At 34.9% G+C, this 26,733-nt stretch carries 15 protein-coding genes, 4 pseudogenes and 3 other annotated features; of the genes and pseudogenes, 3 read left to right on the top strand and 16 right to left on the bottom strand.

Features of this window, described 5'->3' with window-relative positions; translation table 11 throughout:
- Positions 1 to 11 precede the first annotated feature (11 nt).
- Positions 12 to 2,117 (bottom strand): BglG family transcription antiterminator, encoded by a 2,106-nt coding sequence (locus JFT89_RS14670; RefSeq protein WP_002136886.1) that lies wholly within the window; start codon positions 2,115 to 2,117, stop codon positions 12 to 14.
- Between the two features lie 405 nt (positions 2,118 to 2,522).
- Positions 2,523 to 3,067: pseudogene (locus tag JFT89_RS14665) on the bottom strand (TetR/AcrR family transcriptional regulator).
- A gap of 173 nt (positions 3,068 to 3,240) precedes the next feature.
- Between JFT89_RS14665 and JFT89_RS14660 the strand changes: the two are divergent.
- Entirely contained in the window at positions 3,241 to 4,689 is a 1,449-nt protein-coding gene (locus JFT89_RS14660; RefSeq protein WP_201040299.1) for a DHA2 family efflux MFS transporter permease subunit, read from the top strand.
- 47 nt (positions 4,690 to 4,736) lie between these two features.
- On the opposite strand, the gene ltaS is transcribed toward JFT89_RS14660, so the two are convergent.
- From ltaS to JFT89_RS14630, 6 genes and pseudogenes are all read right to left on the bottom strand, one after another.
- Positions 4,737 to 6,710 (bottom strand): lipoteichoic acid synthase, encoded by a 1,974-nt coding sequence (gene ltaS, locus JFT89_RS14655; protein ID WP_201040298.1) that lies wholly within the window; start codon positions 6,708 to 6,710, stop codon positions 4,737 to 4,739.
- Between the two features lie 379 nt (positions 6,711 to 7,089).
- Positions 7,090 to 7,164: pseudogene (locus JFT89_RS30665) on the bottom strand (ATPase); the annotation flags it as partial.
- A 163-nt stretch (positions 7,165 to 7,327) separates the two neighbouring features.
- The gene (locus JFT89_RS14645; RefSeq protein ID WP_201040297.1) at positions 7,328 to 8,950 is read right to left on the bottom strand and encodes an ABC-F family ATP-binding cassette domain-containing protein; all 1,623 of its coding nucleotides are present in this window, start codon (positions 8,948 to 8,950) and stop codon (positions 7,328 to 7,330) included.
- Positions 8,951 to 9,262: 312 nt separating this feature from the next.
- Complete coding sequence (locus JFT89_RS14640; RefSeq protein ID WP_201040296.1) at positions 9,263 to 12,379, bottom strand: MMPL family transporter; 3,117 nt, start codon at positions 12,377 to 12,379, stop codon at positions 9,263 to 9,265.
- Between the two features lie 253 nt (positions 12,380 to 12,632).
- Positions 12,633 to 13,199 (bottom strand): TetR/AcrR family transcriptional regulator, encoded by a 567-nt coding sequence (locus JFT89_RS14635; RefSeq protein ID WP_002013443.1) that lies wholly within the window; start codon positions 13,197 to 13,199, stop codon positions 12,633 to 12,635.
- A 186-nt stretch (positions 13,200 to 13,385) separates the two neighbouring features.
- On the bottom strand, positions 13,386 to 14,549 hold the full coding sequence (locus JFT89_RS14630) for a GNAT family N-acetyltransferase (protein ID WP_201040295.1): 1,164 nt from the start codon (positions 14,547 to 14,549) through the stop codon (positions 13,386 to 13,388).
- 127 nt (positions 14,550 to 14,676) lie between these two features.
- On the opposite strand from JFT89_RS14630, the pseudogene JFT89_RS30775 reads away from it, so the two are divergent.
- Positions 14,677 to 14,794: pseudogene (locus tag JFT89_RS30775) on the top strand (IS1595 family transposase); the annotation flags it as partial.
- Between the two features lie 43 nt (positions 14,795 to 14,837).
- Here JFT89_RS30775 and JFT89_RS14625 read toward each other — a convergent pair.
- The 7 genes and pseudogenes from JFT89_RS14625 to JFT89_RS14595 form a co-directional block, all read right to left on the bottom strand.
- Positions 14,838 to 14,951, bottom strand: a pseudogene (locus tag JFT89_RS14625) (STAS/SEC14 domain-containing protein); the annotation flags it as partial.
- A 17-nt stretch (positions 14,952 to 14,968) separates the two neighbouring features.
- Entirely contained in the window at positions 14,969 to 16,258 is a 1,290-nt protein-coding gene (gene aroA, locus JFT89_RS14620; protein ID WP_002066035.1) for a 3-phosphoshikimate 1-carboxyvinyltransferase, read from the bottom strand.
- A gap of 16 nt (positions 16,259 to 16,274) precedes the next feature.
- Positions 16,275 to 17,375, bottom strand: a complete 1,101-nt coding sequence (gene tyrA / locus JFT89_RS14615; protein WP_002084896.1) for a prephenate dehydrogenase — start codon at positions 17,373 to 17,375, stop codon at positions 16,275 to 16,277.
- Positions 17,368 to 18,468 (bottom strand): histidinol-phosphate transaminase, encoded by a 1,101-nt coding sequence (gene hisC / locus JFT89_RS14610; RefSeq protein WP_201040294.1) that lies wholly within the window; start codon positions 18,466 to 18,468, stop codon positions 17,368 to 17,370. The genes tyrA and hisC overlap by 8 nt, the downstream gene beginning before the upstream one ends.
- 18 nt (positions 18,469 to 18,486) lie before the next feature.
- Positions 18,487 to 19,659 carry a chorismate synthase gene (gene aroC / locus JFT89_RS14605; protein WP_002013434.1) on the bottom strand — a complete coding sequence of 391 codons (1,173 nt, stop codon included), beginning with the start codon at positions 19,657 to 19,659 and terminating at the stop codon, positions 18,487 to 18,489.
- A gap of 53 nt (positions 19,660 to 19,712) precedes the next feature.
- Positions 19,713 to 19,932, bottom strand: a binding site (T-box leader).
- A gap of 9 nt (positions 19,933 to 19,941) precedes the next feature.
- Complete coding sequence (locus tag JFT89_RS14600) at positions 19,942 to 21,018, bottom strand: bifunctional 3-deoxy-7-phosphoheptulonate synthase/chorismate mutase (protein WP_002013433.1); 1,077 nt, start codon at positions 21,016 to 21,018, stop codon at positions 19,942 to 19,944.
- Between the two features lie 195 nt (positions 21,019 to 21,213).
- Positions 21,214 to 21,450: a binding site (T-box leader), on the bottom strand.
- 54 nt (positions 21,451 to 21,504) lie between these two features.
- Positions 21,505 to 21,741, bottom strand: a binding site (T-box leader).
- Between the two features lie 108 nt (positions 21,742 to 21,849).
- Positions 21,850 to 25,362, bottom strand: a complete 3,513-nt coding sequence (locus tag JFT89_RS14595; RefSeq protein ID WP_201040293.1) for a DUF4020 domain-containing protein — start codon at positions 25,360 to 25,362, stop codon at positions 21,850 to 21,852.
- A 150-nt stretch (positions 25,363 to 25,512) separates the two neighbouring features.
- Between JFT89_RS14595 and JFT89_RS14590 the strand changes: the two genes are divergently transcribed.
- A complete protein-coding gene (locus JFT89_RS14590; RefSeq protein WP_002032800.1) occupies positions 25,513 to 25,950 on the top strand; it encodes a YndM family protein in 438 nt (145 codons plus the stop codon).
- Positions 25,951 to 26,195: 245 nt separating this feature from the next.
- On the opposite strand, the gene JFT89_RS14585 is transcribed toward JFT89_RS14590, so the two are convergent.
- Positions 26,196 to 26,720, bottom strand: a complete 525-nt coding sequence (locus JFT89_RS14585; RefSeq protein ID WP_002066028.1) for a cysteine hydrolase family protein — start codon at positions 26,718 to 26,720, stop codon at positions 26,196 to 26,198.
- Positions 26,721 to 26,733 lie beyond the last annotated feature (13 nt).

Here is a 26,733-nt window from a genome sequence, read left to right as displayed (position 1 = left end):
CAATCTCCCCTTTAATTAGAATATTTAGCTATCATTTCTAGCATTTTATCTTTTGAATTTGAATGCATTAACATTTCTATGTTCGTTGGTTCAGATAACATCTCACTTAATTGTGCCAATGCCTTCAAATGTGTCTCGTTATCTATAGCTGCTAATACAATAATTAAATTTACAGTATGCTCTTGTTTTTCTGAAAATAACACACCCTCTTTTAGTTGTAATAAACTCATCCCTAATTTTTTGACACCTGCTTCTGGACGAGCATGAGGTATAGCGATTTTAGGTGCAATTACAATATACGGGCCTAACTTCTTTACATTCGCAATCATTTCAGAAATATATTCTTCAGAAATATGTCCACTTTGTAATAAAGGTTCCGACGCAACACGAATTGCTTCCTCCCACGTCTCAACGTGATTCTCAAGCTCTATAAATTCTCTAGTTAATAGCTCGTTTAACATAGGCTTATATTTCTCCTCCTTATCAATATGTACCGGACCACTCATAAACTCTCTCAATTCATTTTTTAAAGATTTTTCATCTAAAATGTCTGTGTATTTTTGGATAATACCCATCATCATATCAACTGAATCATTTTGATTTTCGCCATATAAAGTTACATTAACTTTTCGTAGTAACGATGCTTTTTCGGAATCGGTCAAAATTGGATTTACCATAAAGATAGGAATTTTCCCCTTCTCCAGTTCAGTTGTAGTAATAATACAATCTACATCAAATGTATTTGATTCATATTCCCGCTTTGAAATGGCTTTTAAAATATCTACACTTGAAAACACTTGCTCTAATTGGTACTGCAACATACGTGATGTACCAATACCATTTGGACAAACAAGTAGCGCGGTTTTTCTTGGGCTGGGAACGATTCCCTCTTTCCTCATCCAAGCACCAAAGTGCATAGTAATATATGCCATTTCATCATCTGAAACTGTTTTTCCAACATATTCTTCAAAATAATGAATTACTTTTTTTGTAAGAGTATATACTTCTTCATAATTTTGCTGGATTGTATAAAGTAATGGATTTTCTATTTCAATCCCGTACTTTACACGATAATATGCCGGTTTCATATGCAGATATAGGTCTGAAGCAAGTCCTTTAAAATCTTGAAATATAACACAAGCATAATGTTGAAAATCCTTTATCATATATCCGACCATTGAATGTATTCCATCAATCTCACTTTTTTCAAAGTCTTTTTGTTGAGCATTTACTTTTGCTCCTAACAAATGAGTCGTAATATAATAAATTTCATCTATTGGAAAATCCACGAAAAATACTCTTTCAAACTGTTTTGCAATATATTTTGCTGCTTCAAATTGTTTTGTTTCTCTTAGTACATCCTTTTCAGCATCTTCCATCTCAACACATTTTCCATTTACAATACGATTGCGGAATAAATACATGTAAACGCTTAAACTTTCAAGTACCTCATCTGTGTACTGGACCCCTAAAAGCTCTTCACAATTTGATAAAATATTTTTTATTATAAGAAGTTCCTCGTGATCTTTATTACCTTTTACACTTTTATTATCATTCGTAATATATTTCACATGCGATATTAAATATTCCCATCCATGCTTTGAAATTATTTGTGAAAGATTTAAGATTAATATATTTCGTTTTCCATGTTCATTCCCTATAATATTGTAGCCATGTTTACGATTAAAGTTTAATGCGAGCTTAAACTTCACTAACTCTGCTTTTATTTTTTTTAAGTCAGCAAGAGCAGTATTACGACTGACTTGCACAAGTTCTATTAAGTCTTCTAATAGAATCCTTTTCTCCGTTGTTAGTATATAAAGAACCAGCAATATTTTTCGTTCATGTGGAGAATATTCATATTGGCTTGTTGTAAATCCATTTAACTTTTTTATCACTCTTTGCTTCGTTTCATTATCAAAACAGTAGCCTAAAGGGCGAATATATTCATATGAATTTAAATCCTCTGCAACTAACCAGTCTTCTATTTTCTTCATATCATAATAAATTGTTCGCTTTGAAACTTGTATGACTTCCATTAATTGAGATACAGAAACATAGCTATCTGCTTGAATAATTTGCTGTAAAATACTTATACTTCGATTATCTAATATCATATATGATATACACCCTTTCTATACTTGTTCTTAAATAGAATTGCAAGTATAGATACTAACTTTGCAAAATTAGAGTTTGAAATCGCTTTCTATTAATATCTTATCTTGTATCTCTTCTAAAATTAAGTCCAAATTCTTGTTTATGCACAGTGCAATGATTGTACTTTCATTTAAAAATTTTACTATATACATGCGGCATATGAAATTATACAATACGATTTTTTATTTTAAAGACAATTTGTCAATCTAAGTGCGACAGTTCTTCCTGAAACCCTTCATGGGCAGTTTTCTGTATGAAGTAAGTGATGTGATAACTTCTACTTTATACGAAGCGATATGGGCTTTTTTCTTTAGGTGTCGCACTTAATAATACAATGTGTCGATACATAAAATATTTTTAACTCATTACCCTCTGTACATGAAATAAATTTGATTTGCAATATAATCTGAACTAAAGTGAAGTCCATTCCTTATCCACCACATGATAATACCTACCAATGAAGCTGTTTTAATATCAACCGCAACATAATCATCAGGCAGATCCTTTTTCGTATTCTCTCTTCTCGTTTCTATTAACTCTTTTAAAAATAAAAATAGTTGCTCCTCAAATTGATGCATTTTAAATAATATAAATAAATAATTTCGATGGATATATAAATAATCAAGTAATTGTGTTAGCTTTTGTTTTTCTGATAAATCTTTTGCATGTATTAAATCAGCTATTTTATTTGAAAGTTCATTTGAAATCTCATTCGTGATTTGGTCTAGTAAATCTTGAATATCTTGATAATGTAAATAAAAGGTTGTTCGGTTTAATCCTGCTTTTGTTGCGACTTTTTGAACCGTTAAACTTGAAATACTAGGATTCTCACATAGGAGAGAAAAACAGCATTTTTAAACATTGCTCTTGAACGAACTGTACGAGGATCTTCTTTTTTAGGTGTAGACATTTTGAAACTCCTTTATAGATTTTCTCTTTACTTACTCGACAGTGCATACCTTCAGTGCCGAGTAGTGAACATTTTCAACAAAACTGTTCATGGTCAAAGAAAATTTATTTTGTTACCATTAATTTTATCGACACAATGTCGATAAATCAAGACAACAATGAAGGAGTTTACCAATGCAAAAGGAAATATCAGAAAGAAATAAAAAAATTATATTAATTGTGCTCATTTCCGGTTGTTTTTTATCAACATTAAATCAGACGCTATTAAATGTAGCGATGAGTAATTTAATGGAAGTATTTGATGTTACAGCTGCAACCGTACAATGGCTATCAACAGGCTTTATGCTCATAAATGGCGTTCTCGTGCCAATTACTGCATTTTTAATGAAAGGATTTACTACAAGGCAGCTATTTATTAGCTCGATGCTCTCTTTGTTTATTGGGACTGTTCTTTGTGCATGCGCCATGAATTTTGGCACTTTGTTAACAGGAAGAATGATTCAAGCAGTTGGGGCAGGAATTATTATGCCACTAATGATGACAGTTATTTTATATTTATACCCTAGTGAAAAGCGTGGCAGTATTATGGGAACCATCGGTTTCGCCATAATTTTTGCGCCAGCCATCGCCCCAACATTATCTGGCTTTATTATTGAATATGTATCATGGAGATGGCTATTTATTGGATTAGCTCCCTTTGTATGCATTGTTATTATTCTCGCACTTAAATATTTAATGAATGTTGCTGAAACAACAAAAGCAACATTAGACATCGTAAGTGTCATTTTATCAACGATTGGCTTTGGTTGTATCATATTCGGATTTAGTAGTGCAGGAAGTAAAGGATGGGATCATCCAGTTGTTATTACTACAATTATCATCGGAATAATTGTTACAACTCTATTCTGTTTACGTCAAATAAAGTCTAGCGATCCACTATTAAATTTATCCGTATTTAAGTATAAAATTTTCACTCTTACATCAGTCATTAACGTACTCATTACGATGATTATGTATGCTGATTTAATTCTTTTACCGATTTACTTGCAAAATGGACGAGGTTTCACTGCTTTTGAATCAGGTTTACTTCTATTACCCGGCGCTGTAATTAATGCCTTCTTATCACCTATCACAGGTAAAATGTTTGATAAATACGGGGCAAAACCACTCTTTATTACAGGTTTAATATGTATCATTATATCGATGTGGGGTGTAATTGATTTAACCGAATCCACCACTTATATGTATTTAATGGTTCGTACCATTATTCTACGCATTGGACTAAGTTTCATTTCGATGCCTTTAAATACAGCAGGTTTAAACGCTTTACCAAGAGAACTGGGTTCACATGGTTCCGCAGTAAATAATACCGTACGTCAATTAGCAGGTGCTATAGGAACAGCAGTCATTATCACTGTGTATACAATTCAATCCACTTCACATACTTCACAGTTATCTAGTGAGAATGGAAGCATATCAGCTATGCAAGTAACGAAATTAGCTTCTATCTTCAGCTCAAGTGATGCCTACATATTTATGTTAGTCTTATCCTTTGTAGCTTTGATTATTGCATGTTTTATGCCTAAAAAAGTAGCACTCCAAAAATCCGAAAGTAAATCTTAAAACAAAAAATCCTACTCGTTTTCTATACGAGTAGGATTTTTTATTATTTATTTCGTTTCCCCGTCTTCAGTCGTCTTCACCTTCGTTTTATCTTTATCACGATTGTTATAGTTATATTTAGAAGGTTCTACCGGTGTAAATCCTTCTGGTGTGTAAAATCGTAATAAGTCACCGTTAACAACTTGGTCGGAGTATTTTAGTGATTTTTGAACCATTTGTTCATTTTGTTTTATTTCATCTGTAAATTCTACAGGTTTCCCAGTCGTTGTATCATAGTATTTGCCGTTAAGTGCAGTAACTGTTGGACTTACGTAGTTACCGTTACGGAACGGAACGACTTGTTTATGCTCTGGTGATAATAAATCTGATCCGAATTGGACATAATTTTTCGTATCTGTACCTAGTAAGTGTAATAAGGTTGGTAGAACGTCAATTTCTCCGCCGTATTGATGTTGTACGCCGCCTTCCATTCCAGGTACACGAATGATTAATGGTACACGTTGTAATTGAGCATTTTCAAATGAGTTCATTTCTTTACCCATTATTTGAGACATTGCTGCACTATGATTATCTGAAATACCGTAATGATCACCGTACATAACGATAATTGAGTTATCGTATAAACCAGATTGTTTCAAGTAATCAATGAATCCTTTTACAGATTCATCTAAATAGCGTGCTGTTTGGAAGTACGTATCTACTGATGAATCACCTGTTTTAGCTGGTTCAATCGTTGCTTCCGCTTTATCAATCGGATAAGGGAAATGGTTCGATAACGTAATGAACTTCGTATAGAACGGTTGTTTCAACGTTTGTAATAACGGAATTGATTCATTAAAGAACGGTTTATCTTTTAAGCCATAGTTTACTACATCTTTTTCATTCATATCGTAGTATGACGCATCAAAGAATTTATTAAAACCAAATGATTTATAAATTTCATCACGGTTCCAGAATGTTTTGTAGTTACCATGGAACACTGCTGATGTGTATCCTTGTTGTCCTAAAATAGCTGGTGCTGATTGATACGTGTTATGAGCTTTATTTGTAAAAACAGATCCTTGTGGTAATCCGAACATTGAGTTCTCTAACATGAACTCCGCATCAGATGTTTTACCCTGTCCTGTTTGATGGAAGAAGTTATCAAAGTATAACGTATTCGCATCTTTTGTAAATGAGTTTAAGAATGGTGTAACTTCTTGGCCATTTAGCTTGTAGTTTAGTAAAAAGTTTTGGAATGACTCTAAATGAATATAAATTACGTTCATTCCTTTTCCTTTACCGAAATACTCAGGATTTGGACTTGCATAAGTTGATGTAAGATAGTTTCTAACTTCTGTCATATTATCTCCATCCGCTAATGCTCGTTCTGTTGATGCTTTCGCACTTTGAATACCATCATAAATCGTAAAGTTGTACGCCCCTAAATATTTCACGATATAATTACGGTCAAATGTTCTTGTTAACAATTCAGGACGGTCAGATTCTGCCAGACCTAAGTTAACGCTAAAGAATAAAATACCTGCTACAAATACTAGAGATAATTTATGCTTCGCAACACGAATTGGTTTAGGATTTACAAATTTCGTTGCAACTAAAACAATTAAAATGATTGTATCTAAGAAATATAGTGGATCATATAAGTGTAGCAATGCAAAAATACTACCACCTAAATCTCCAAAGTTATTCGATTGTGTTAATGTCGGGAACGTAATAAAGTCACTGAAAAAGCGATAATATACTACGTTTGCGTATAAAAGTATAGACATTAGCAAATTAATAATAATTAACCAAATGTAAGCTCGTTTCCCTTTTGCGAATAATGCGAGTCCTAAAAATAGAACTGCTGAGCTTAACGGGTTGAAAAACAGTAAGAACTTTTGGATTGTGTTCGATATCCCTAAATTAAATTCTGTCACATATGCTGCATATGTTTTTAACCAAAGTAAAATAACGGCAAATACGAAAAATCCAAAATGATTACTTAATACTCGTTTACTCTTTAATAAAAATTGTTGCATCTCTCCACCTCTTTTGATCATCCAAGGCTTATTTTATATAAGTCTGTCTCTCTATTTGATTTTTCTTCTTCAAATAGATTTTATTTGTTTAACTATATGAAGAATATTAGTAATTATAATTTGTAGCTTTTATTTATTCAACTATTTCTTTTTAAACAGTTTGACTTTGGTTTCTATTTTACAAAATACATTTGTAACATTTCCTGTTTTCTCCCAGGGGCCCATCCACTAATTATGACTCCACAAACTATAATCCTTTATTTCCTCATTTGCAAACTAATCTATCTCCAATTTTGGTACATATTTCACATAAGAAAAAGTGTAGTTTGAAGTAATTGCTCAAACTACACTTTTTCTACAATCTTATCCTTTGTAACTAACTCCCTCCTACTTCAGGAGTATTTCCCGTTACTTTATCCGTCCCCTCCAATGTAAAAAACCATTTCTTCATCATTTCAGGGTTTATCCACGCTTCAAAAATTTCTTACCATCGCTAATGTTATTTTTGAATAATTATTCATTTTAATCCTCCCCCCACTTTATATTAAAACGAATATTTGTTTACTTAAAAAACCCCCGCTCTCATAAAAGAGAGCGGGGGTTTTAATCATTCATTATTAACCTTTGTACATTGCATCAACTTGTTTTTGAAGTTCTTGACTTTCTAAGAACTCATCATACGTCGCTACCTTATCGACTACACCGTTTGGCGTTACTTCGATAATACGGTTTGCAATTGTTTGTACGAACTGATGGTCATGAGAAGTGAATAGTAATGTTCCTTTAAATGTGATTAAACCGTTGTTTAATGCTGTAATAGACTCAAGGTCTAAATGGTTCGTCGGATCATCAAGTGTTAATACGTTTGCACCGCTTAACATCATTTTAGATAACATACAACGAACTTTTTCTCCTCCAGATAAAACAGAAACATTTTTCTTTACTTCTTCACCAGAGAATAGCATACGGCCTAAGAAACCACGTAAGAAACTTTCTGACTCATCTTGTGGAGAGAACTGACGTAACCAATCAATTAAAGTGTAATCACTCTTCTCGAAGTACTCAGAGTTATCTCTTGGGAAATGAGCTTGAGATGTTGTTACACCCCATTTGAATGAACCGCTATCTGGCTCCATTTCACCCATAAGAATTTTAAATAATGTTGTCATCGCAATATCGTTACGTCCGATAAATGCAACTTTATCACCTTTATTTAAAGTAAAGTTCACATTATCTAATATTTTTTCGCCATCAATCGTTTTCGAAATACCTTCAACTGTTAATAGGTCATTTCCTACTTCACGTTCTGGTGTGAAACCAACGAACGGATAACGACGTGATGATGGTCTAATATCATCTAATGTAATTTTATCTAACAATTTTTTACGAGAAGTTGCCTGTTTCGCTTTAGATGCATTTGAGCTAAAGCGTGCAATAAAGTTTTGTAACTCTTTTACTTTTTCTTCTTTTTTCTTGTTAGAATCTTGCGTTAGTTTTAATGCTAATTGGCTTGATTCATACCAGAAGTCATAGTTACCAACGTATAATTGAATTTTACCGAAATCAAGGTCAGCCATGTGCGTACATACTTTATTTAAGAAGTGACGGTCATGGGATACAACGATAACTGTATTTTCAAAGTTCATTAAGAAGTTTTCTAACCATTGAATTGCTTTTAAGTCCAAATGGTTGGTAGGCTCATCTAGTAATAGAATGTCAGGTTGACCGAATAAAGCTTGAGCAAGTAATACTTTTACTTTCTCTGCCCCTGTTAATTCAGACATCTTTTTATCATGAATATCTTCACCAATACCTAATCCTTTTAGAAGGATTGCAGCTTCTGACTCAGCTTCCCAACCGTTTAGCTCAGCGAACTCACCTTCAAGTTCTGCAGCACGCATGCCATCTTCATCACTAAAGTCTTCTTTCATGTAAATTGCATTTTTCTCTTGCATTACTTTATAAAGACGTGTGTGACCCATCATTACTGTTTCTAGTGCAGGGAATTCTTCATATTCGAAGTGATTCTGTTTTAATACTGCTAGACGCTCACCTGGCGTAATATGTATGTCACCTGTTGATTGGTCAATTTCTCCAGATAAAATCTTTAGAAATGTTGATTTACCAGCACCGTTTGCTCCAATTAAACCGTAGCAATTACCTGGCGTGAATTTTATGTTAACATCTTCAAATAATTTGCGATCTGCGAAACGCAAACTAACGTTACTTACTGTAATCATTTGTGTCCTCCTACTAATACCGCTTATTTCAGCGTTTTCTCACCGATTGTCTTAAAAAATCGCATATTACGACTCAATTATTGTAGACTATAGCTATTATATAGTAGAAGCTGGATGAATAGCAACGGTTGATTAGCTTTCTACAACGAAATCGAATAGTTTTTATCCATTCCCCTAGCTATTTTTTGTATATCATCGACCTCTTTCTAATATCCCTATTCGCTTCTCATTCTATAATACATTGAATCATTTTTTTATTTCATATTTTATATACAAAAAACCTGTAGAGAAAACATTCCCTACAGGTTTTTCTTATTTCGTATTTATTATTTTCTCTTTATAACTCTTCAATTTACTCGTCAATCCTATTAAAGCAGGTAACAATATCGGCATTACAATTAAAGCTAATAGTAAAAGAGCAACGCCAACAACGGATGCTACTTGTATAAGTGTCAATACTCCTGAAGGAATTAACGCTGCAAATGTCCCTCCTAAAATAAGTGCCGCTGATAATACGACTCCTCCTATGTGACGAGATGCATTTACAATTTTCGTTACTGAATCCCCTTCTAGCTCATTGTATCGCATCATAACGAAGATGCTATAATCCACTCCTAAAGCGACAATCATAATGAAGCTAAAGAATGGAACATTCCAGCTTAATGACTCTACGTTTAATACATGTGCACTAATTTGTTCACTTATACCAAGTGATGCAAAGTACGCTAAAATTAACGACCCAATAATAAAGATTGAGTTTAAGAATGAGCGTGTAATCACGATTAATACAAGCGAAATCCCTAATAACATAATCGTAGCAGTACGTAGGAAATCTTGCCCGGTTACTTCTTTTAAATCAACGTTTCTAGCTGTTGTCCCGCCAATTGCTTTTTTCGCATCATTTAGTTCTGTTCCCTTTAACGTACCATCTATCGTTTTATTAATTTCTTGAATGATAGGCATCGCTTCTTTTGAATACGGGTTTACGTCTAAAATAATTGTCATTTTAGCAGTCTTTCTATCATGTGACATGTACGTATTCAATGCTTTTTGGAAATCTTCTCCCTCTAAAACTTCTTTCGGAATATAAAATTTCTCAGAGCTTTTCGACTCATTTAGCTCTCCTAAATATTTTTGAGCATCCCCTAGGCCATTACTTACTTTTCCTAAACCCTCTGTACTTTTAGATAAACCTGATTGCAATTGCCCCATCTTTTCTTGTAAATCTTTCAGTCCAGTTAATAACTGTCCTTGCCCATCGTTTATTTTCGTTAATCCAGATTGTAAGTCAGCCGATTTGTTCGAAATTTGTTTTGAACCTGTAGCTCCTTCGTTCAATCCATTTTTCAATTCAGCAGCTCCTTTTTGTAGTTGCGTTACTCCATTGTTCATTTCCTTTAAACCATTATCTACTTTTAATAATGATTGATTTGCTTCTTTAAATGAACTCATCGCTGCTTTGTGCTGCGTCGCTAATTGATTTAATTCGTTGGAAAGCCCACTCAATTGCTTCTGAGCCTCTTTTGCAATTCCTAATGTTTGCTGCACATTAGGATCATTTGCTAATTCTGGTTTTGTTTGAATGAAATTGTTCATTAGCGTTTCAATTTGTTCATATCCTTTTTTCGCACCATCAATCGCTTGAGAAATACTTCCGAAATATTGATCGTACGAACTTAAACCTTTTTCTAACTGAGCATAACCAGCATGAAGCTGCGAAGTTGCATTTGACAGGGCATTGATATTTCCGTTTAATGATGCTAGCCCATCCTCTATTTGCTTCGCCCCTTGTGCTCCATTGTTTATTCCATTCGATAATTGATTTAAAGCTGTCCCTAATGCTGATACGCCATTTTTCGCTTCATTTGTTCCATCAATTAACTTTTGAACATTTGCAAGACTATTTGAGTCATTACTACCCATTTTATCTTTCGCATCAGTTAATCCTTCATTAATTTCTTTTATGCCACCATTTGCATCTCCTAAGCCTGTATTCAATTCTCCGGCTTGTTTATTTATATATAATTCTTTAATCTTATCTCCAGTTGGACGCGTCGGTGAATATACTTCTGAGACTCCTTTAACTTTCGAGATTTTATCAGTAAGTTCATCTAAAGTTTGTAAAGAAGTCGCCTCATCTAACTTTTTATCCGATTGAATGACTAACGTACTTGGTGAAGAAAAACCAGGCGGAAAATGCTCTTCTATTACGTTAATCCCCATTTTTGATTCATATTTATTATCCACTTCAAATAAATCATTGTAATTAAGCGTGTTAGAATATTTTAATACGAATGGAATCGATATCACGAATACGATAATTAAAGCGATAAATGGTCTTGCTACTGAATTTTTCGCAAAGAATCCCCATAAACGACTATCCTCATGTCCTTTAAATGTTTTAACTGGATAAAACATTCCTTTTCCTAAAAGCACCATAAAAAATGGATTTAAAGTAGTTAATACGAGTAGTAATACTGCAACACCAATTGCTACCGCTGAAGTAGATTGATATAATTTAAAACTCGCTAAAGCAAGAGATGCAAAGCCAATTAGTACTGCTATCCCGCTATATAAAACGGTTTTACCTGCCGATTTAAACGTTTCTTTCGTAGCCAAAAATGCATTTTCTTGTTTACTTAATTCTTCTTTAAATCTTGTATATAATAAAATGTTATAGTCTGTTCCCACTCCAAACAGGACGACTACTACAAACACTTGCGTAAAGTTTGAAAACGGAAAATTAAATTGATCTACAAGATGGGCAATAATCCCCATTGAAATTAAATACGAAACACCAACTGTAAGAAGAGAAATAATCGGAACAACTGGTGAACGGAATACAATGATTAATACTACAAGAATGAAAATGATCGAAATAACTTCTGTCTTTTTCACGCCCTCTTGAGAGGATATAAGAAAATCACCCGCTATTAAATCACTTCCTGTTAAGTACGTTGTAACTCCTTTCGTTTGTACTTTTTTATGAAGATTATTTGCAACTTTTGATATTTTACCATATTTTTTATCTACCGATATTTGCGTTAAAATAGTCGTATTATCTTTAGAAACTAATTGTTTCTCCAGTTCTTTATTATCTAAATGTGAAACGACTTCCTTAATTCCTAATTGCTCTTTTTCATTTTGCAGGGCGTTGATCGTTTTTGTTATTTCCCCTTTCTGTTCATTCGTTAATGCGTTTTTATCTCCACTATTAAAGACGGCTATAATTTCATACTTTTCAGCCCCTTCTTTATCCATTTCTTTTATCATCTTGTCAGCAATACTGCTTTGTTCTGTACTAGGGATTGTAATTTGCCCTTTTTCCTTCACTAATTTATCCATATTAGGCATTGTTACGATCATTGCAATAGTAATAACTATCCATAATAGAAAAGATAAACTTCTCCAACTTTTTAGTTTGCTCATTTGAATCATCTCCTGTTATTAGAGTTTCATGGTGCATAGAGAATGAATATTCATTCCCTGTTTTTGAAAATATCATTTCAGAATGAACGTTCATTCCTATTATCCTATTAAATTATTTTTCAATTCTATCAAATCACTACCCACGGAATGAATATTCATTCCGTGAATTGTGCAGTTATATCAACTCCTGTAATCGTTTTTTTATATTTATTTAGGAATGAATGTTCATTCCTGTCCTTATAAAGCTATAGAATCAAATGATTCTAATAGCATTCCAAGAGCTCTCTTCCAATTCTTTTACTAATTCTTTTGAGTATTCTAATTGCCCTGTCGCCATTACTTTTATTAATTTTTCAAGCGGTTGATATACAATAATAATTAAAGCAATTATAGGCAATGGACGAAGAAAACCTTTTTCGATTCCATCTTCAATAATATTCATAAAAAAGCCTATAAAATCATCAAATATTTTCTTACTCTGTTCATCAAGAAAATAACTATCACAGTGAGAATTTGTAAAAAGAAAAGCATCCACATTGTTTCTCGCAAATTCAAATAAACGGTTATACGTATGACTAAACTGTTCACGAATATTTGCTTCAACAGGAAAATCAGTCTTTATTGTTTCAGATAGCTGTAGCATGCTTTTTGAAAATAATGAGTTAACGAGTGCCTCTTTATTTTCAAAATAGCGATAAATAGTACCAGCGCCGACATTTGCTTTTTCAGCGATCATCGGAATTGTCGTACCATCGTAACCACGCTCTGCGAAAAGTTTTATAGCAGCATCAAAAATATCCTCTTGCTTATTTTTAGCCATTTTTCTCACCTCAATTTTCAGGAATGAAAATTCATTCCGTTTTTAATTATAAATTACATGGATTAAAAGTCAAGTGGTTAACATTCATAATGCTTCGTTAAAAGCAGCAATGTACTATAACTAATTATATTTAGTTATAGTACATTGCTATTTAAACATTAGTATGCCGCACAAAGCTTTACAAAATCAAAAGAAATCATAAATAAACGGCTTACGCACCGGCACTACATTCTCAAATGCACGTATCTCCTCTTCGCTACCGCTTATTAAGTCTATTTCATTTAATTCTAGCGGTCGCTTGTAACCAAACATAATAGTAGATAACGCATTAATATCGATTTGAATTCCATTTTCTTTTGCTGTTTCTTCTTTAACGATTGTTATTTCATTATTTTTAAGTTGAACCGTTACGTTATTCCACGGAGCAAATGAATCTGTAATATATAAAATTACTTCTTGCTCTTCGTTGTTCCAGTTCCATTCATATTGTTTGAAAAACTGTTCTACATCTACAATTCTCCCCATGAAATATGGAGTTACTTCTGCTTTTACTCGTGGTTCTTGTAATGTGTAAAGAAGTGGTTCTGTCTCACTTAGTATCATTTCTAGATCTTTAATCATAGAATCATGTTGGCAGATGAAGTTCCAAAGACCATTTCTCGCTTCATTATGTAATGGGACAAATTCTTTTACTGTCATTTTAGAATTCTCTATTTTGTATAACATGTAACCAGCCGCCGTTTTATTTTCATCATAGTAAACTGCCAATGTTAAATCATGATACACCGCTTGTAGCCACCATTTACGTCCGCGAACTAACATACCAGAAAATCGTTCTGCAAATGTTTCATATAGATTCTCTACTTCTTCTGGATGATTATCTTTACTAAAACGTTTCACTGTACCATTCACTTGTTTTTTAATTATTAAATCGCTCTTTGTCATCTGACATACGATTCGATTCGCACAAAGTTCCCAGCCGTATTTACGATAAAATGAAACGGCAAATGGATGTAACATCGATACACTATATCCATCTCTTTTCATAGTTTGCAGTGAATGCTGAAGTAACTCTTTTACATATCCACTTCTTCTATATTCCGGATACGTCGCTACCCCCGCAACGCCGCCCATTTTAAACTTTTCTTTTCCTATGTAAATATGAAAAGGAATTAAGTGCAACTTTGCAGCTAACTCTTCTCCTTCCATAATACCGTATATTTGATGGCTTTCCTTCATTCGTGTAATTTGCTGCTCTACTCGTTCTTCATCTGCTTTATATTGAAAAGCATATTCTGATAAACGTAATGCTTCTCTAAACTTATCTTCTTTTAATTGTATAACGTTCATATATTTCTCCTCCATTCCTCGTTTGAATTATATCATAATTCAAACTATTATAGTTCGGTAAGTGAAATTGCGAGGATGTTTCAACAAAAGATATCGATTTAGAAACAATCTAACATAAAGGCTCTTTTCAACTGCTTTCTATTGGCGGCATAAGAATATTAAACGCCTTGCGTTCTCTTGGGTTTGCGAAGCTAAGAGGTACCATTGAAAGTGATGAAACTTATGACAACGGCAACATTACGGGCATAAAAAAACCAGTTGATTGAGAGAAACTGGTTCAATAAAGGTTTTAGTTACAATTATGCGTAAAAATCTCATAAAATCAATAAGGATAACATTCTTACGCAATAAAGCAACATTATTTACGAAAAAAGCCAACATAAAAAAGCAGATACATTGCATATCTGCTTCTCATCACTTTATTTAGCTAACATTTGCAGTTCTTCAAAAAATGTAGGATACGATACACCTACTGCTTCTGCATCTTCAATCGTTGTTTCTCCTTCAGCTATACAGCCGGCAATCGCAAGCATCATTCCAATGCGGTGATCACCGTGACTATGTACTGTAGTTCCTTTTAGCTTACATTTACCGTAAATAATCATTCCGTCGTCGGTCGCTTCAATACGAGCTCCTAGTTTCGTTAGTTCAGCAACGACTGTATCGATACGATTCGTTTCTTTCACTTTTAGCTCGTGTGCATCTTTAATGACTGTAATTCCATCTGCTTGTGTTGCCGCTAAAGCGATAATTGGGATTTCATCAATCAGTCGTGGAATGATATCACCACCGATTTCGATTCCTTTCAGCGGGGATGTTTCAATTGTAATATTTGCAGCAGGTTCTGATGCTCCTTCGTTAATCTGCTCTACAGTAAACGTAGCGCCCATTTTCTCAAGAACATCAATAATACCTGTACGAGTCGGATTCATTCCCACATTTTGTAATAGTAGTTTACTATTTGTAATAATTGCACCTGCTACTAAGAAAAATGCCGCTGATGATACATCACCTGGCACTTGAACATCTGTTGCGGTTAACTTCTGTCCTCCTGCTAGTTTCACTGTTTTCCCCACGCGAGTTACTGTAACGCCAAACGCCTCAAGCATTCTTTCTGTATGATCGCGGGAAATATGAGGTTCTGTAACAGCTGTTACACCTTCTGCGCGAAGGCCTGCAAGTAAAATAGCTGATTTCACTTGCGCACTTGCTACCGGTGAAGTATATTCAATCGCCTTTAAATTCCCGCCTCGTATTGTGAGCGGCGTAAACGTTCCTTCTTTTCGGCCATCAATTTTTGCACCCATTTGCTTTAGTGGATTTGTTACACGTTGCATCGGTCTCTTCGCAATTGAAGCATCACCTTGCACGCAAGAAAAGAATGGTGTGTTTGCAAGTATTCCTGACATTAATCGAATCGTTGTACCAGAATTACCAACATCTAATACAGCTTTTGGCTCTTGTAAACCTTCTAATCCTGTTCCAATTACCGTAACTTCGTCTCTATTTTGTGTAATCTCTACTCCCATTTCTTTAAAACAAGAAATAGTACTTAAACAATCCGCACCAGGAAGAAATCCTTTAATTGTTGTTTTACCTTCCGCGATTGCGCCAAACATGACAGCGCGATGGGAAATTGATTTATCTCCAGGGATTGTAATTGTGCCATTCAATCCGTTATTTACAGTTTGTACTCTTTTTTCTTTCACGTTGTCACCCTCCTCATTAAATTGTTTCATACGTTTGGTATTCTTCTTTTCCGAGCGCAATTTTTGCCTGCGTTCGATCCTCTTCTCTTTGGAAACTAATTCGTAAAACTCCGAGCAATCCTTCTCGCGCTTCTAATATTTGCAAGTTCGTAATACTAATTTCTTCTTCTGCTAGAATGCTTGTGATATGGGCTAATGCCCCTACTTTATCTAAAACGTCGACGTATAAGTCGTGATAGGCAGGAATCGCCCCTCTTTTTCGAACTGGTAAAGAGTCACGATATTCTTTCGCATCTGCAAAATAACTTTGTATTTCTCCTGCATCTCCTTTAGAAACCGTCTTATATAGCTCTTCCATTTCTGAAATCCATTCTTCTAATAGTTCCAATAAATGCCCGCGATTTTGCTTTACGATATCACTCCACATTTTCGGACTACTTGATGCAATACGTGTTATATCTTTAAATCCGCCTGCCGCTAGTTGATGAATAAGCGGATTATCACCAGCATGTTTCTCAACTTGTTTTACTAATCCTGCTGCAATTAAATGTGGGAAATGACTAACTATTCCTGTTATATAATCATGTTCTTTTGTATTTAATACAAGAAAATGAGAGCCTGTTCCTTTTAACCATTCTTTTAGCTCGTCTACTTGATCCGCCTGCACGTGATTCATTGGCGTTAAAATGTAAAATGCGTTTTCAAAAAGGTGTGCCTTTGCACTTTCAACTCCTGTTTTGTGAGAACCTGCCATCGGATGACCGCCGATAAACGAAACTTTCTTTGTTAATAAAGCTTCCGCTTCATTCATGATTGTCCCTTTCGTACTTCCTACATCGGTAACAATGACATCTTCTCGTAAATGAAATGATGCAAGTTTGTGTAACAACTTTTTCGTTTCTTCAACTGGAGAGGCAAATACAATTAAATTTGCCTCCTCACATGCACGCTGTAAATCTACTGCTACTTCATCAACTACATGTAATTCTTTTGCGCGCTCTACTTGCTCTTTAAATATGTCATAACCGATAATCGTTACATCGTGCTCTTTTTTAATCGCTAATGCAAGTGAGCCTCCTATTAATCCAGTACCGATTAATACTACCTTTTTACACATTTGCCTCATCTCGAGACTTACCTTTTTTATTTTCAAAGTGTTGTTTTAACACTGAAATCACTCCTTCATTTTGTTCCCTAGTTCCGATTGTAATACGGACACCATTTGGGAACGGACGAATAATAAACCCTGCATGCGCACAAGCTTCATAAATTTCCCCAGCATCATCTACCGGCAAGAAGATAAAGTTCGTTTGTGACGGATAAAATGGAATTTCATTTTCCGTACAAAAACTCTCGTATTGTTGTAATCCTTCTGTATTAACACGAACTATTTCTTCAATAAACGCTTCATCGTTAAAAGCAATCGTCGCTACTTTTTGCGCTAATGAAGATACGTTAAATGGCAAACGTACGACATTTAATTTCTCGATTAACTCTTCCTGTCCAATCGCATAACCAACGCGGAAAGAAGCTAATCCGTACGCTTTAGAAAATGTTCTAAGTACAAGAATGTTGTTATGTTTTTCTAGAAGCGGTAATGTCTCAGGGAAATCTTTTGCTGTTACGTATTCATAGTACGCTTCATCAATGACAATTAACGTATTTTCACTAATGCTTTCAATGAATTGAGTCAATTTTCGCTCATTCACATATGTGCCTGTCGGGTTGTTCGGATTACAAATCCATACGATTTTTGTATGTTCATCAACTGCTGAAGAAGTTTCATCTAGATCATATACACCGTTCTTTAAAGCAATTTCTTTCACTTCACAGCCTTCAATAATTGCATGATGACGGTACTGAGGGAATGTCGCGCCGGCAGTTACGATATTATCTCCTTTACAGAGCACTGCACGACTTATAATTTGAATGACTTCATCAAGTCCACTACCACAAAGCACTTGTTCCATTTGCACTTGTAATTTCTCTGCAATTGTTTGACGGAGTACTTCAGCACCTCCGTCAGGATATAAAGCATGTTCCTGCCACGATTTTTGTAATTCTCCTAAAACACGAGGTGAACAGCCAAATGGATTTTCATTTGATGCTAACTTAACAAATGAATGATTCCCGTATACTTCTTTCATTTGCTCTGGTGATTTACCTGGTTTATACGGTTGTAATGATGATAGTTGATCTTTTACTCGCATGTTAAATCCACCTTTTCATTAAAATTCTTTTGCGTATTTGTTATGTTGCGAAATATTTTGTTTTAGTAATTCCATGCGATCTTTTCCGAATTGCTCGACTAGTGCACCGGCAAGTTCCCATGCAACGACAGCTTCAGCTACAACACCTGCTGCTGGTACTGCACAGCTATCAGATCTCTCAATACTCGCTTGGAACGCTTCTTTCGTATCAATATCTACGCTTGCTAACGGTTTATATAATGTAGGAATTGGCTTCATTACGCCTCTTACGACAATTGGCATACCTGTTGTCATACCGCCTTCTAAACCGCCGGCATTATTCGTATTTCTCGTGTATCCTTTTTCTTCATCCCATAAAATTTCATCGTGCACTTTACTTCCCGGCTGTCTTGCCGCTTCAAAACCAATTCCGATTTCAGCACCTTTAAACGCATTCACGCTCATAATAGCACCGGCAAGTTTTGCATCTAATTTGCGGTCGTAATGAACGTAGCTACCAACTCCAATTGGCATTCCTTCTGCAATGACTTCGACAATACCGCCTATAGAATCTCCGCTACTTTTCGCATCATCAATCGCATTCATCATCTCTTGTTCTACTTCTTTATCTAAACATCGAACTGGTGAATTTTCAGTTATCGTTTGAATTTCTTCAATTGGTAAGTTTGAAATACGCTTCGCTTGTACCCCACCAATTTCAAGAACATGCCCTGCAATTTCCACGCCTAATTCTTTCAAAATTTGTTTCGCAACTGCACCAGCAGCAACACGAACTGTCGTTTCTCTTGCAGAAGAGCGCTCTAATACGTTTCTTATATCACGATGGCCGTATTTAATTGCCCCGTTTAAATCCGCATGTCCTGGACGTGGTTTCGTTATAGTACGTTTCATTTCTTTACTTTCTTGCTCCGAAATTGGTTCAGCACCCATTACTTTCGTCCAATGTTTGAAATCATCATTTTTTACGATTAACGTAATCGGTGATCCAAGTGTCATTCCGTGACGTACACCACTTGCAATTTCAACTGTATCTGTTTCAATTTGCATGCGTCTTCCGCGCCCATGCCCTTTTTGTCTTCTTAATAATTCTTTATTAATATGTTCCGCTGTTAATGTTAAACCTGCTGGTACACCTTCTAAAATAACTGTTAACTGCGGCCCATGTGATTCTCCAGCTGTAATGTATCTCATTTCTCTTGCCCCTTTACTATTTTTTTGTACAAAAAAGTCCCTACTGAGCGCTCAGTAGGGACGATGTTTATCGCGGTACCACCCTAGTTGTAGACTTCTTTCGTCTACCTCTCTTCTTCTTTAACGATCGTTTGACCGTCTTTCTCTCCAAAAGTTGGCGGGAAAGATGCTCCAAGGCTGTAATTCATGCTTACCTTTGTACTGATTCACACCGGCCATCAGCTCTCTTTAACAGTGAGATAAGCACTACTGTTTCCTCTTCAGTGCATTTATGATATGGAATTAAGATAATTTATTTTTGAAACCTTTTAACTCATCCATGAATCTATGGAATTCTGGAATATCCATTTGTTGCGCAGAATCTGATAACGCAACTGCTGGGTCTGGATGAACTTCAGCCATTACTGCATCTGCTCCAATAGCAAGTGCTGCTTTCGCTGTTGGTAATAGTAAATCTCTACGTCCAGTTGAATGTGTTACGTCAACGATAACTGGTAAATGTGTTTCTTTCTTTAAAATCGGAACTGCTGAAATATCTAATGTGTTACGTGTCGCTCTCTCGTATGTGCGAATACCGCGCTCACATAAAATAATTTGGTCGTTACCTTGCGCAATAATGTATTCCGCCGCATTTATGAACTCATCAATTGTTGCTGCTAACCCACGTTTTAGTAATACTGGCTTGTTAACTTTACCTACAGCTCGAAGTAAATCGAAGTTTTGCATGTTACGTGCTCCAACTTGAATTACATCAACGTATTCTAGCGCCATTTCTACGTCATTCGGATTTAAAATTTCACTAATAATCGCTAAGTCGAACTCATCTGCTACTTGTCGTAAAATTTGTAAACCTTCTACTCCTAAACCTTGGAAATCGTATGGAGATGTTCTCGGTTTGAAAGCACCACCGCGCATTAATTTTAAGCCTTGGTCTTTCATAGCTTGCCCTACTTGGCGAACTTGCTCTAAGCTTTCTACTGCACAAGGTCCCATAATGAACGTTTGTGTTCCGTTTCCAATCAATTCGCCTTTCACATTAACGATTGTATTTTCTTTTTTCTTTTTACGTGAAACTAGTAACGCTTTACGGTTATCATCTTCTTGTAATTCTAAGCTTGCTTTGAAAATCGTTTTGAAAATATGTTGAATCGTTGACGTTTCGAATGGTCCTTCGTTATGCTCTGCAAGCATATCAAGTACTTCACGCTCACGTACTGGATCAAAGCGTTTCGTACCTTGTACTTGTTTTTGCTCCCCAATCTTTTGAACGATTTCACCGCGTTTGTTTAATAGGTGTAATAATTGTAAGTTAATTTCATCTACCTGTTTACGTAATTGATCTAATTCATGATTTGCCATTTGGAAATCCTCCTCTAATGTTTTAAAAGTATAGTAAGAGAATGAAAAATTCTCTATTTTCTGAACTGGTTAATTATACAAATTTAAAGTGGAATCGATACCTCTTCTTATTTTAAACTAATAATTACCATAAAGACACTATCTACTAGTTAAAAAACCACTTTTTTTGTACAAAAAAGCCCTACTGAATACATCAGTAGGGACGATATTTATCGCGGTACCACCCTAGTTGTAGACTTATTTCGCCTACCTCTCTTCATTGTTAACGATCATCTGACCGTCTTTCCCTTCATAAAGACAATAACTATCTTTACTACGAAAAAGATGCTCCAGGACTGTAATTCGCTCTTGTTTTTGTACTGGTTCGCACCAACCACCAGCTCTCTGTTACAGGGAAACAACAACTACTGCTTTTCCTTTCAATGCATGACTATTTTATTTTCAAGTTGGACCACTAAAATACAAAAAGTCCCTACTGAATAAATCAGTAGGGACGATATTTATCGCGGTACCACCCTAGTTGTAGACTAACTTTCCGTCTACCTCTCTTCACTGTTAACGATCAATTGACCGCTTTTTCTTCATAAAGACAATACTATCTTTACTATGAAAAAGATGCTCCAAGACTGTAATTCATGATTATCCCTGTACTGGTTCACACCAACCACCAGCTCTCTGTTACAGTAAGACTAACCACTACTGTGATCTCTTCATTGCACTTTGTTTATTCAAATGTTTTTGAAATTGAATAAGTATGATTCGTATTATAGAACGCTTTTCAAAACACTGTCAATAACTTTTTATATATTTTTTTAAAATTCCACTTCCGCCCTATGATTCCTCTTGTAAATTCTCCGTTACGATTCCGATGCGAATTATTTCATTTTCTATTAAATTTAATACATGTCTTTCTACTTCATACCTGGTTAATAGTTCTTTTATTTGTATGATCTCACTTTCAAGTAAATCGGCTTCTTGACACGTCTGAAGTAAAGTGAAAAACACATTTGCATACAATTCTTTATACGCTTTCATACGCTCTTTCTTTTCAAGTATCTCTATAAACAACTGTTTCATTTCTTCTTGATTAGATTGTCCTTCCACACCTTGAAATTTACTAGAAATAATATTTAAGCCTTTTTCTAAAACCTCATCCATGCATAAAGCAATACGTAAAAGCATCATATATTCTCTCGTTGTTATTACGCCCATTTTCGGACGCTCTCTTAAAAACACACTAAGCCACGCTGTCCAAAATTTTTGTTGTTCCTTACCACTTAACGTTTTTACGTAGTAGCATAAATACTGCATAAATTTAATTTTATTCTCTTCGTTTTCTTGCATCAAAAGTGGATATAACCAATCTGTTTTTTGCTCCCAATATAATACGCATTTAATAAATACAAAGCTAAGCCATTTTAAAAATGCTTCTCTCGTATATGGATGTAGTGCATCTAAATGTTCTACTGCATACTTAATATATCGTCTTATTTCTGTAAACAAAGGTAGATTAATTTGCGTATAACATAATCCCGCCCACGCATATTTCGTAAGCTCACTTTCTTTCTTTAAATCTAAGTAAGGTAGTACATTTTTCCGACACCATTGCTTCTCAATATGGTATAAAAACGTAATATCTGCTGTTAAACGCACAAACATGAAGTTCGTTCTTTCCGAAGTAACCCTTACCTGCTCCTCAAATAAAAATAAATATTCATACACGTTGCGATCGTATAAATGATCATATGCTAGCAGTTTTAGTAATACAGCAGTCATCTTCCCAACAGGATGCTGAATAGATTCATTGTAAAACTCTTGTTTTCCAATCTTAAAATCCGATTCCCCTCTCATAACTTGTGGAAGTACAGAAAAAGCAAAGCGTTTTACAATCCTTATACTATTTTCATCTAACTCTTCTAATCGATTACTAATTTCATATAGAAAACTACTAATTAACCAATGAAAAGCAGTATTTCTAATAAATTTCTGCAATAACGGAATGATTTTTTGAATTTGTTCATTCGCCAAATTCCGGTTATTTCGCCACTCTCTAATACATACAAACCATACTTCATTACTAATTTCGTGCACGCCTACTAGTTGATAAGCAAACGAAATACTCCACTCTACATTCAATTTACACGCTTTTGATAACATCTCTAAAAAATGGCGTTGTTCAAAAACACCGTCTCTTGAAAATTGCCGAACTTGCTCCATTATTTCATCGTCTTTCAGCTGCAGTAATCCATCAGCTGTTACATTGCATGTAATACGTTGTTCATTTGCCTCTTTCTTTGGAACACTGTATAGATCTGAAGAAAAATGGGGGTGTTTCTGTTTCATTAGCTCGTATCCTTCCGCCGTACACTTACTATTCGAATCACACGTGAATAGTAAGTCTAATACAAGACAAGCATCAAACGCCCTCTCTTCTGCAAGATACTCTAATACATGTTGAATTACTTCTTCTTTCGTTTCCTCTAAAGCATCTGCGTAATAATTCTTTAAAAGTTGAAACACTTCATGTTTACATGTGAAATCTAACAGAACATCTACATGTAACAACCACTTCAGTTTATCATCCGCTGTAACGAATACATTATTAATCATTGCTTCAATTGCAATTCGCTTTTGAAGTACACTATCAGTTTCTATCATTTCTGTAATATAATGATTTGCTTTTTTCTCATTGTTTTCACATAAATATGTAAGACACTCTTTTACAATTTGAATTAAAAATGTAAAATCATTTTGCTGTAACTCCTGCTCTGAAATTTCTCTATCTCTTCTTTTCAGTGCATTTTGTCTTAATGACAATAGTTGTATCTTTTCTAACCCCGTAACCATAATCGGATTTGCGTAGTAAGTAATATGTGGTCTCATTTTCTCTTTCCAAATTCGCTCCACATGAGAAAAAATAGGCATCGGTATACGACTCGATTCCTCGAGTTCAATCGACTCTTGCGTATCATTTCCCCATCTTCTTACACGCTTCAATTTAAGTTTCCCGTCTAAAATAAACGTTAATAGCAACAAGCCAATTTCTTTATGCTGAGGGAAAGAACATTTTTGCAATAAATATGTGATCATTTCAATAGAGCTACTATCTTTCTCTGCTGTTTCTAATAAAAGCAATGTCCATCTTGCAAACAACAAAGGGTCCATCGTTTCTTTCGTTTCGTTTAAGTAAGTACAAATTGTTCGCCACCATAACGGGGATATTTTAGAATGATTTTTAAAAATCAATTGAAATAGTTCTTTTTGATGACTAAATAGAAATTGCTCCACTAACCATTCCGCAAGCAATTCATCTACTTCATCATAATTTGCTGTAAGCAGAAATAAATTTCTTAGTTTCCCTTCTGCTTCAAGCCATTCCACCCATTCATAATCACGAGCAAATTCAACGAAGTACCGAACGGTTTCAATTTTTTTTATTGACTGTTTTATATAGGATAATTGCTCCTGCTCTACTGATGGAGGAACGGTTACAATATCACGAATACGCATTCTTTTCGTAATATAATTATCCCCCATTAATTCCGCCCACCGCTTCACCGCTTTCACAAGCGCCTGATGATTATTTGCTTTATTCGGATACACAATCGGTCTTATCCCTAAATGCTCCCAATGATATGTATTATCACCTTGTGCGACGAAAGCATAACGCCTTGTACTCGGTGGTAAGCCTGTTGCTAAATATTTCATTACAGGATCATTATGACTATACCCAACGAATAAAACAGTGTAATTTGAGAATAAATCAACTAAAAATCGTCTCGCCCATCCTTCTGTTAAGTAAGCCCTTCCAAAATCACCATCCGTTAAAATTAAAGCTTCTTTCTCTTGTTCTACATTCCCATGTATGTAAGCCAACCCTTTAAACGCTCTCCCTGTCGGTAAAGCAGGTGCATAATAAATATTCAGCTCTCTATTCATTTCTGTAATTACAGACGTAAAATGTTGATCAAAGTTTGTCGTTACAATTCGAACATCCGTATCTAACGGAAACAGCCTTGGAATCGCATAGTGTAATGGATTTGGTTTTGATTTTTCTATATTAACGAGGTCTCTTGCAACTTGATGCACATCTTTCGTTTTCGCAATTTTACCGAGATAATAATCGTGGGGTTCTGTCATCTCACGCCTTTCGACATATAAAGCTTTCGAAATTTCATCAACTAAATCATCGAAATTCGGTAAGTTTGATTTCCCCTTCATAGAAACTCCTGCTCCAACGAATAATACTAACTTACCTTGTTCAAGGTGATCGATTAACTCATCTGGAATTTCTACTTCTGAAGTTATCCACATCCCGGATTCCCCCTTACCTAAAAATGTCATACGCTCTCATTTCACTATAACATTTTTTAATTGTTTTTTTAATATTTAGATAAAATTTCAGCATGATAAAGTTTTATATAAATTAAACCGTTCCAATGTATGAACTCCTGAATTTATTGTAAAACTATGTATAAATGGGAGGTGTAAATATTGAGTGATATTACTGTAATACTTATCAAATTTATATCATGCATCATCGCTTTTAGTATCGGACTAGCTCTATTTTTCCCAGCAACGCTCGTCCAAATCATTTCTTTTAGTCTCTTCGTCACAATCGTTTCTTATATGTTTGTTGATAAAATTATTTTAAATCGAATTGGCAATTCCGCTGCCATTATGACGGATTTCTTACTTACGTATTTAAGTGTTTGGATTTTCGGTAATATTTTATTAGACAACTACATGCAAATTGCATGGGGCAGTATCCTTTCTGCCATCGTCTTTACATTATCTGAAGTAATCGTCCATCGCTTTTCTAATTCCCACACAAGGCACAGCAATGATAACATTCGAATTAATCGCCGGTTTGCATATGGCACGGAGTTTGCTGAAGAACAGAATGTGTTGGATAAAGATAAGAAGAAATAAAGCCATAATTACTGGTGCAAAAAAGTAGCTGTCTCATCAGTCGAATTTTTGACGATGTGGCGCTCCTTTTTGTTTTTTGTACTATCAATACGGTGAATGAAATTATATCAACGATTTTGGAAATATATCTATCGTAACTCTAATTATATCAACGATTCGACAAGAAATATCGATTTATCGACAACGTTTGATAGCCTATCTTCAAATAAAAAAGCTGCCCCATTAAGAGACAGCAACTTCTGTAATTACGCTTTTACTTTTAAATCTTTTAACGTAATAACATCTGCAAATGATCCAAATACAACATTATGATGTTTTACAATATCTTCAGCGCGTAATACATCTGCGTCAAATGTGCTATGTGCATCACTTACTAATGTTACTTTATACCCTTCACTAAACGCTCTTCGCGTTGTCGTATCAACACAGTACTCTGTTTGCATTCCTGAAATAATAACATGCTCAATCCCTTTTCCTTGTAACACTTCGTTTAAGTTTGTCTTATGGAATGAGTCTGGAGTCGTCTTTTCAACGACAAGCTCCCCTTCTCGCGGAGCAATCGCCGCATGCACTTTCCAGCCATCTGTACCTTTTTCTAACGGATGATCTTTTGGCCCGTTATGTTGTACATAAATAACCGGAATACCATTTGAACGACATTCCCCAATGAGCTCTTGCAACGTTTCTAAAAACTTTTCCCCATTATGTACTGGGATTCCTGCTGTATACATACCCGCTTGCACATCAATAACTAGTAATGCCTTTTTCATTTCACACAGCTCC

This window comes from Bacillus sp. TH25, assembly GCF_016650935.1.
Classification (GTDB): domain Bacteria; phylum Bacillota; class Bacilli; order Bacillales; family Bacillaceae_G; genus Bacillus_A; species Bacillus_A mycoides.
Note: the sequence above shows the minus strand (reverse complement) of the source record. Positions and strands in the feature narration are given on the sequence as shown.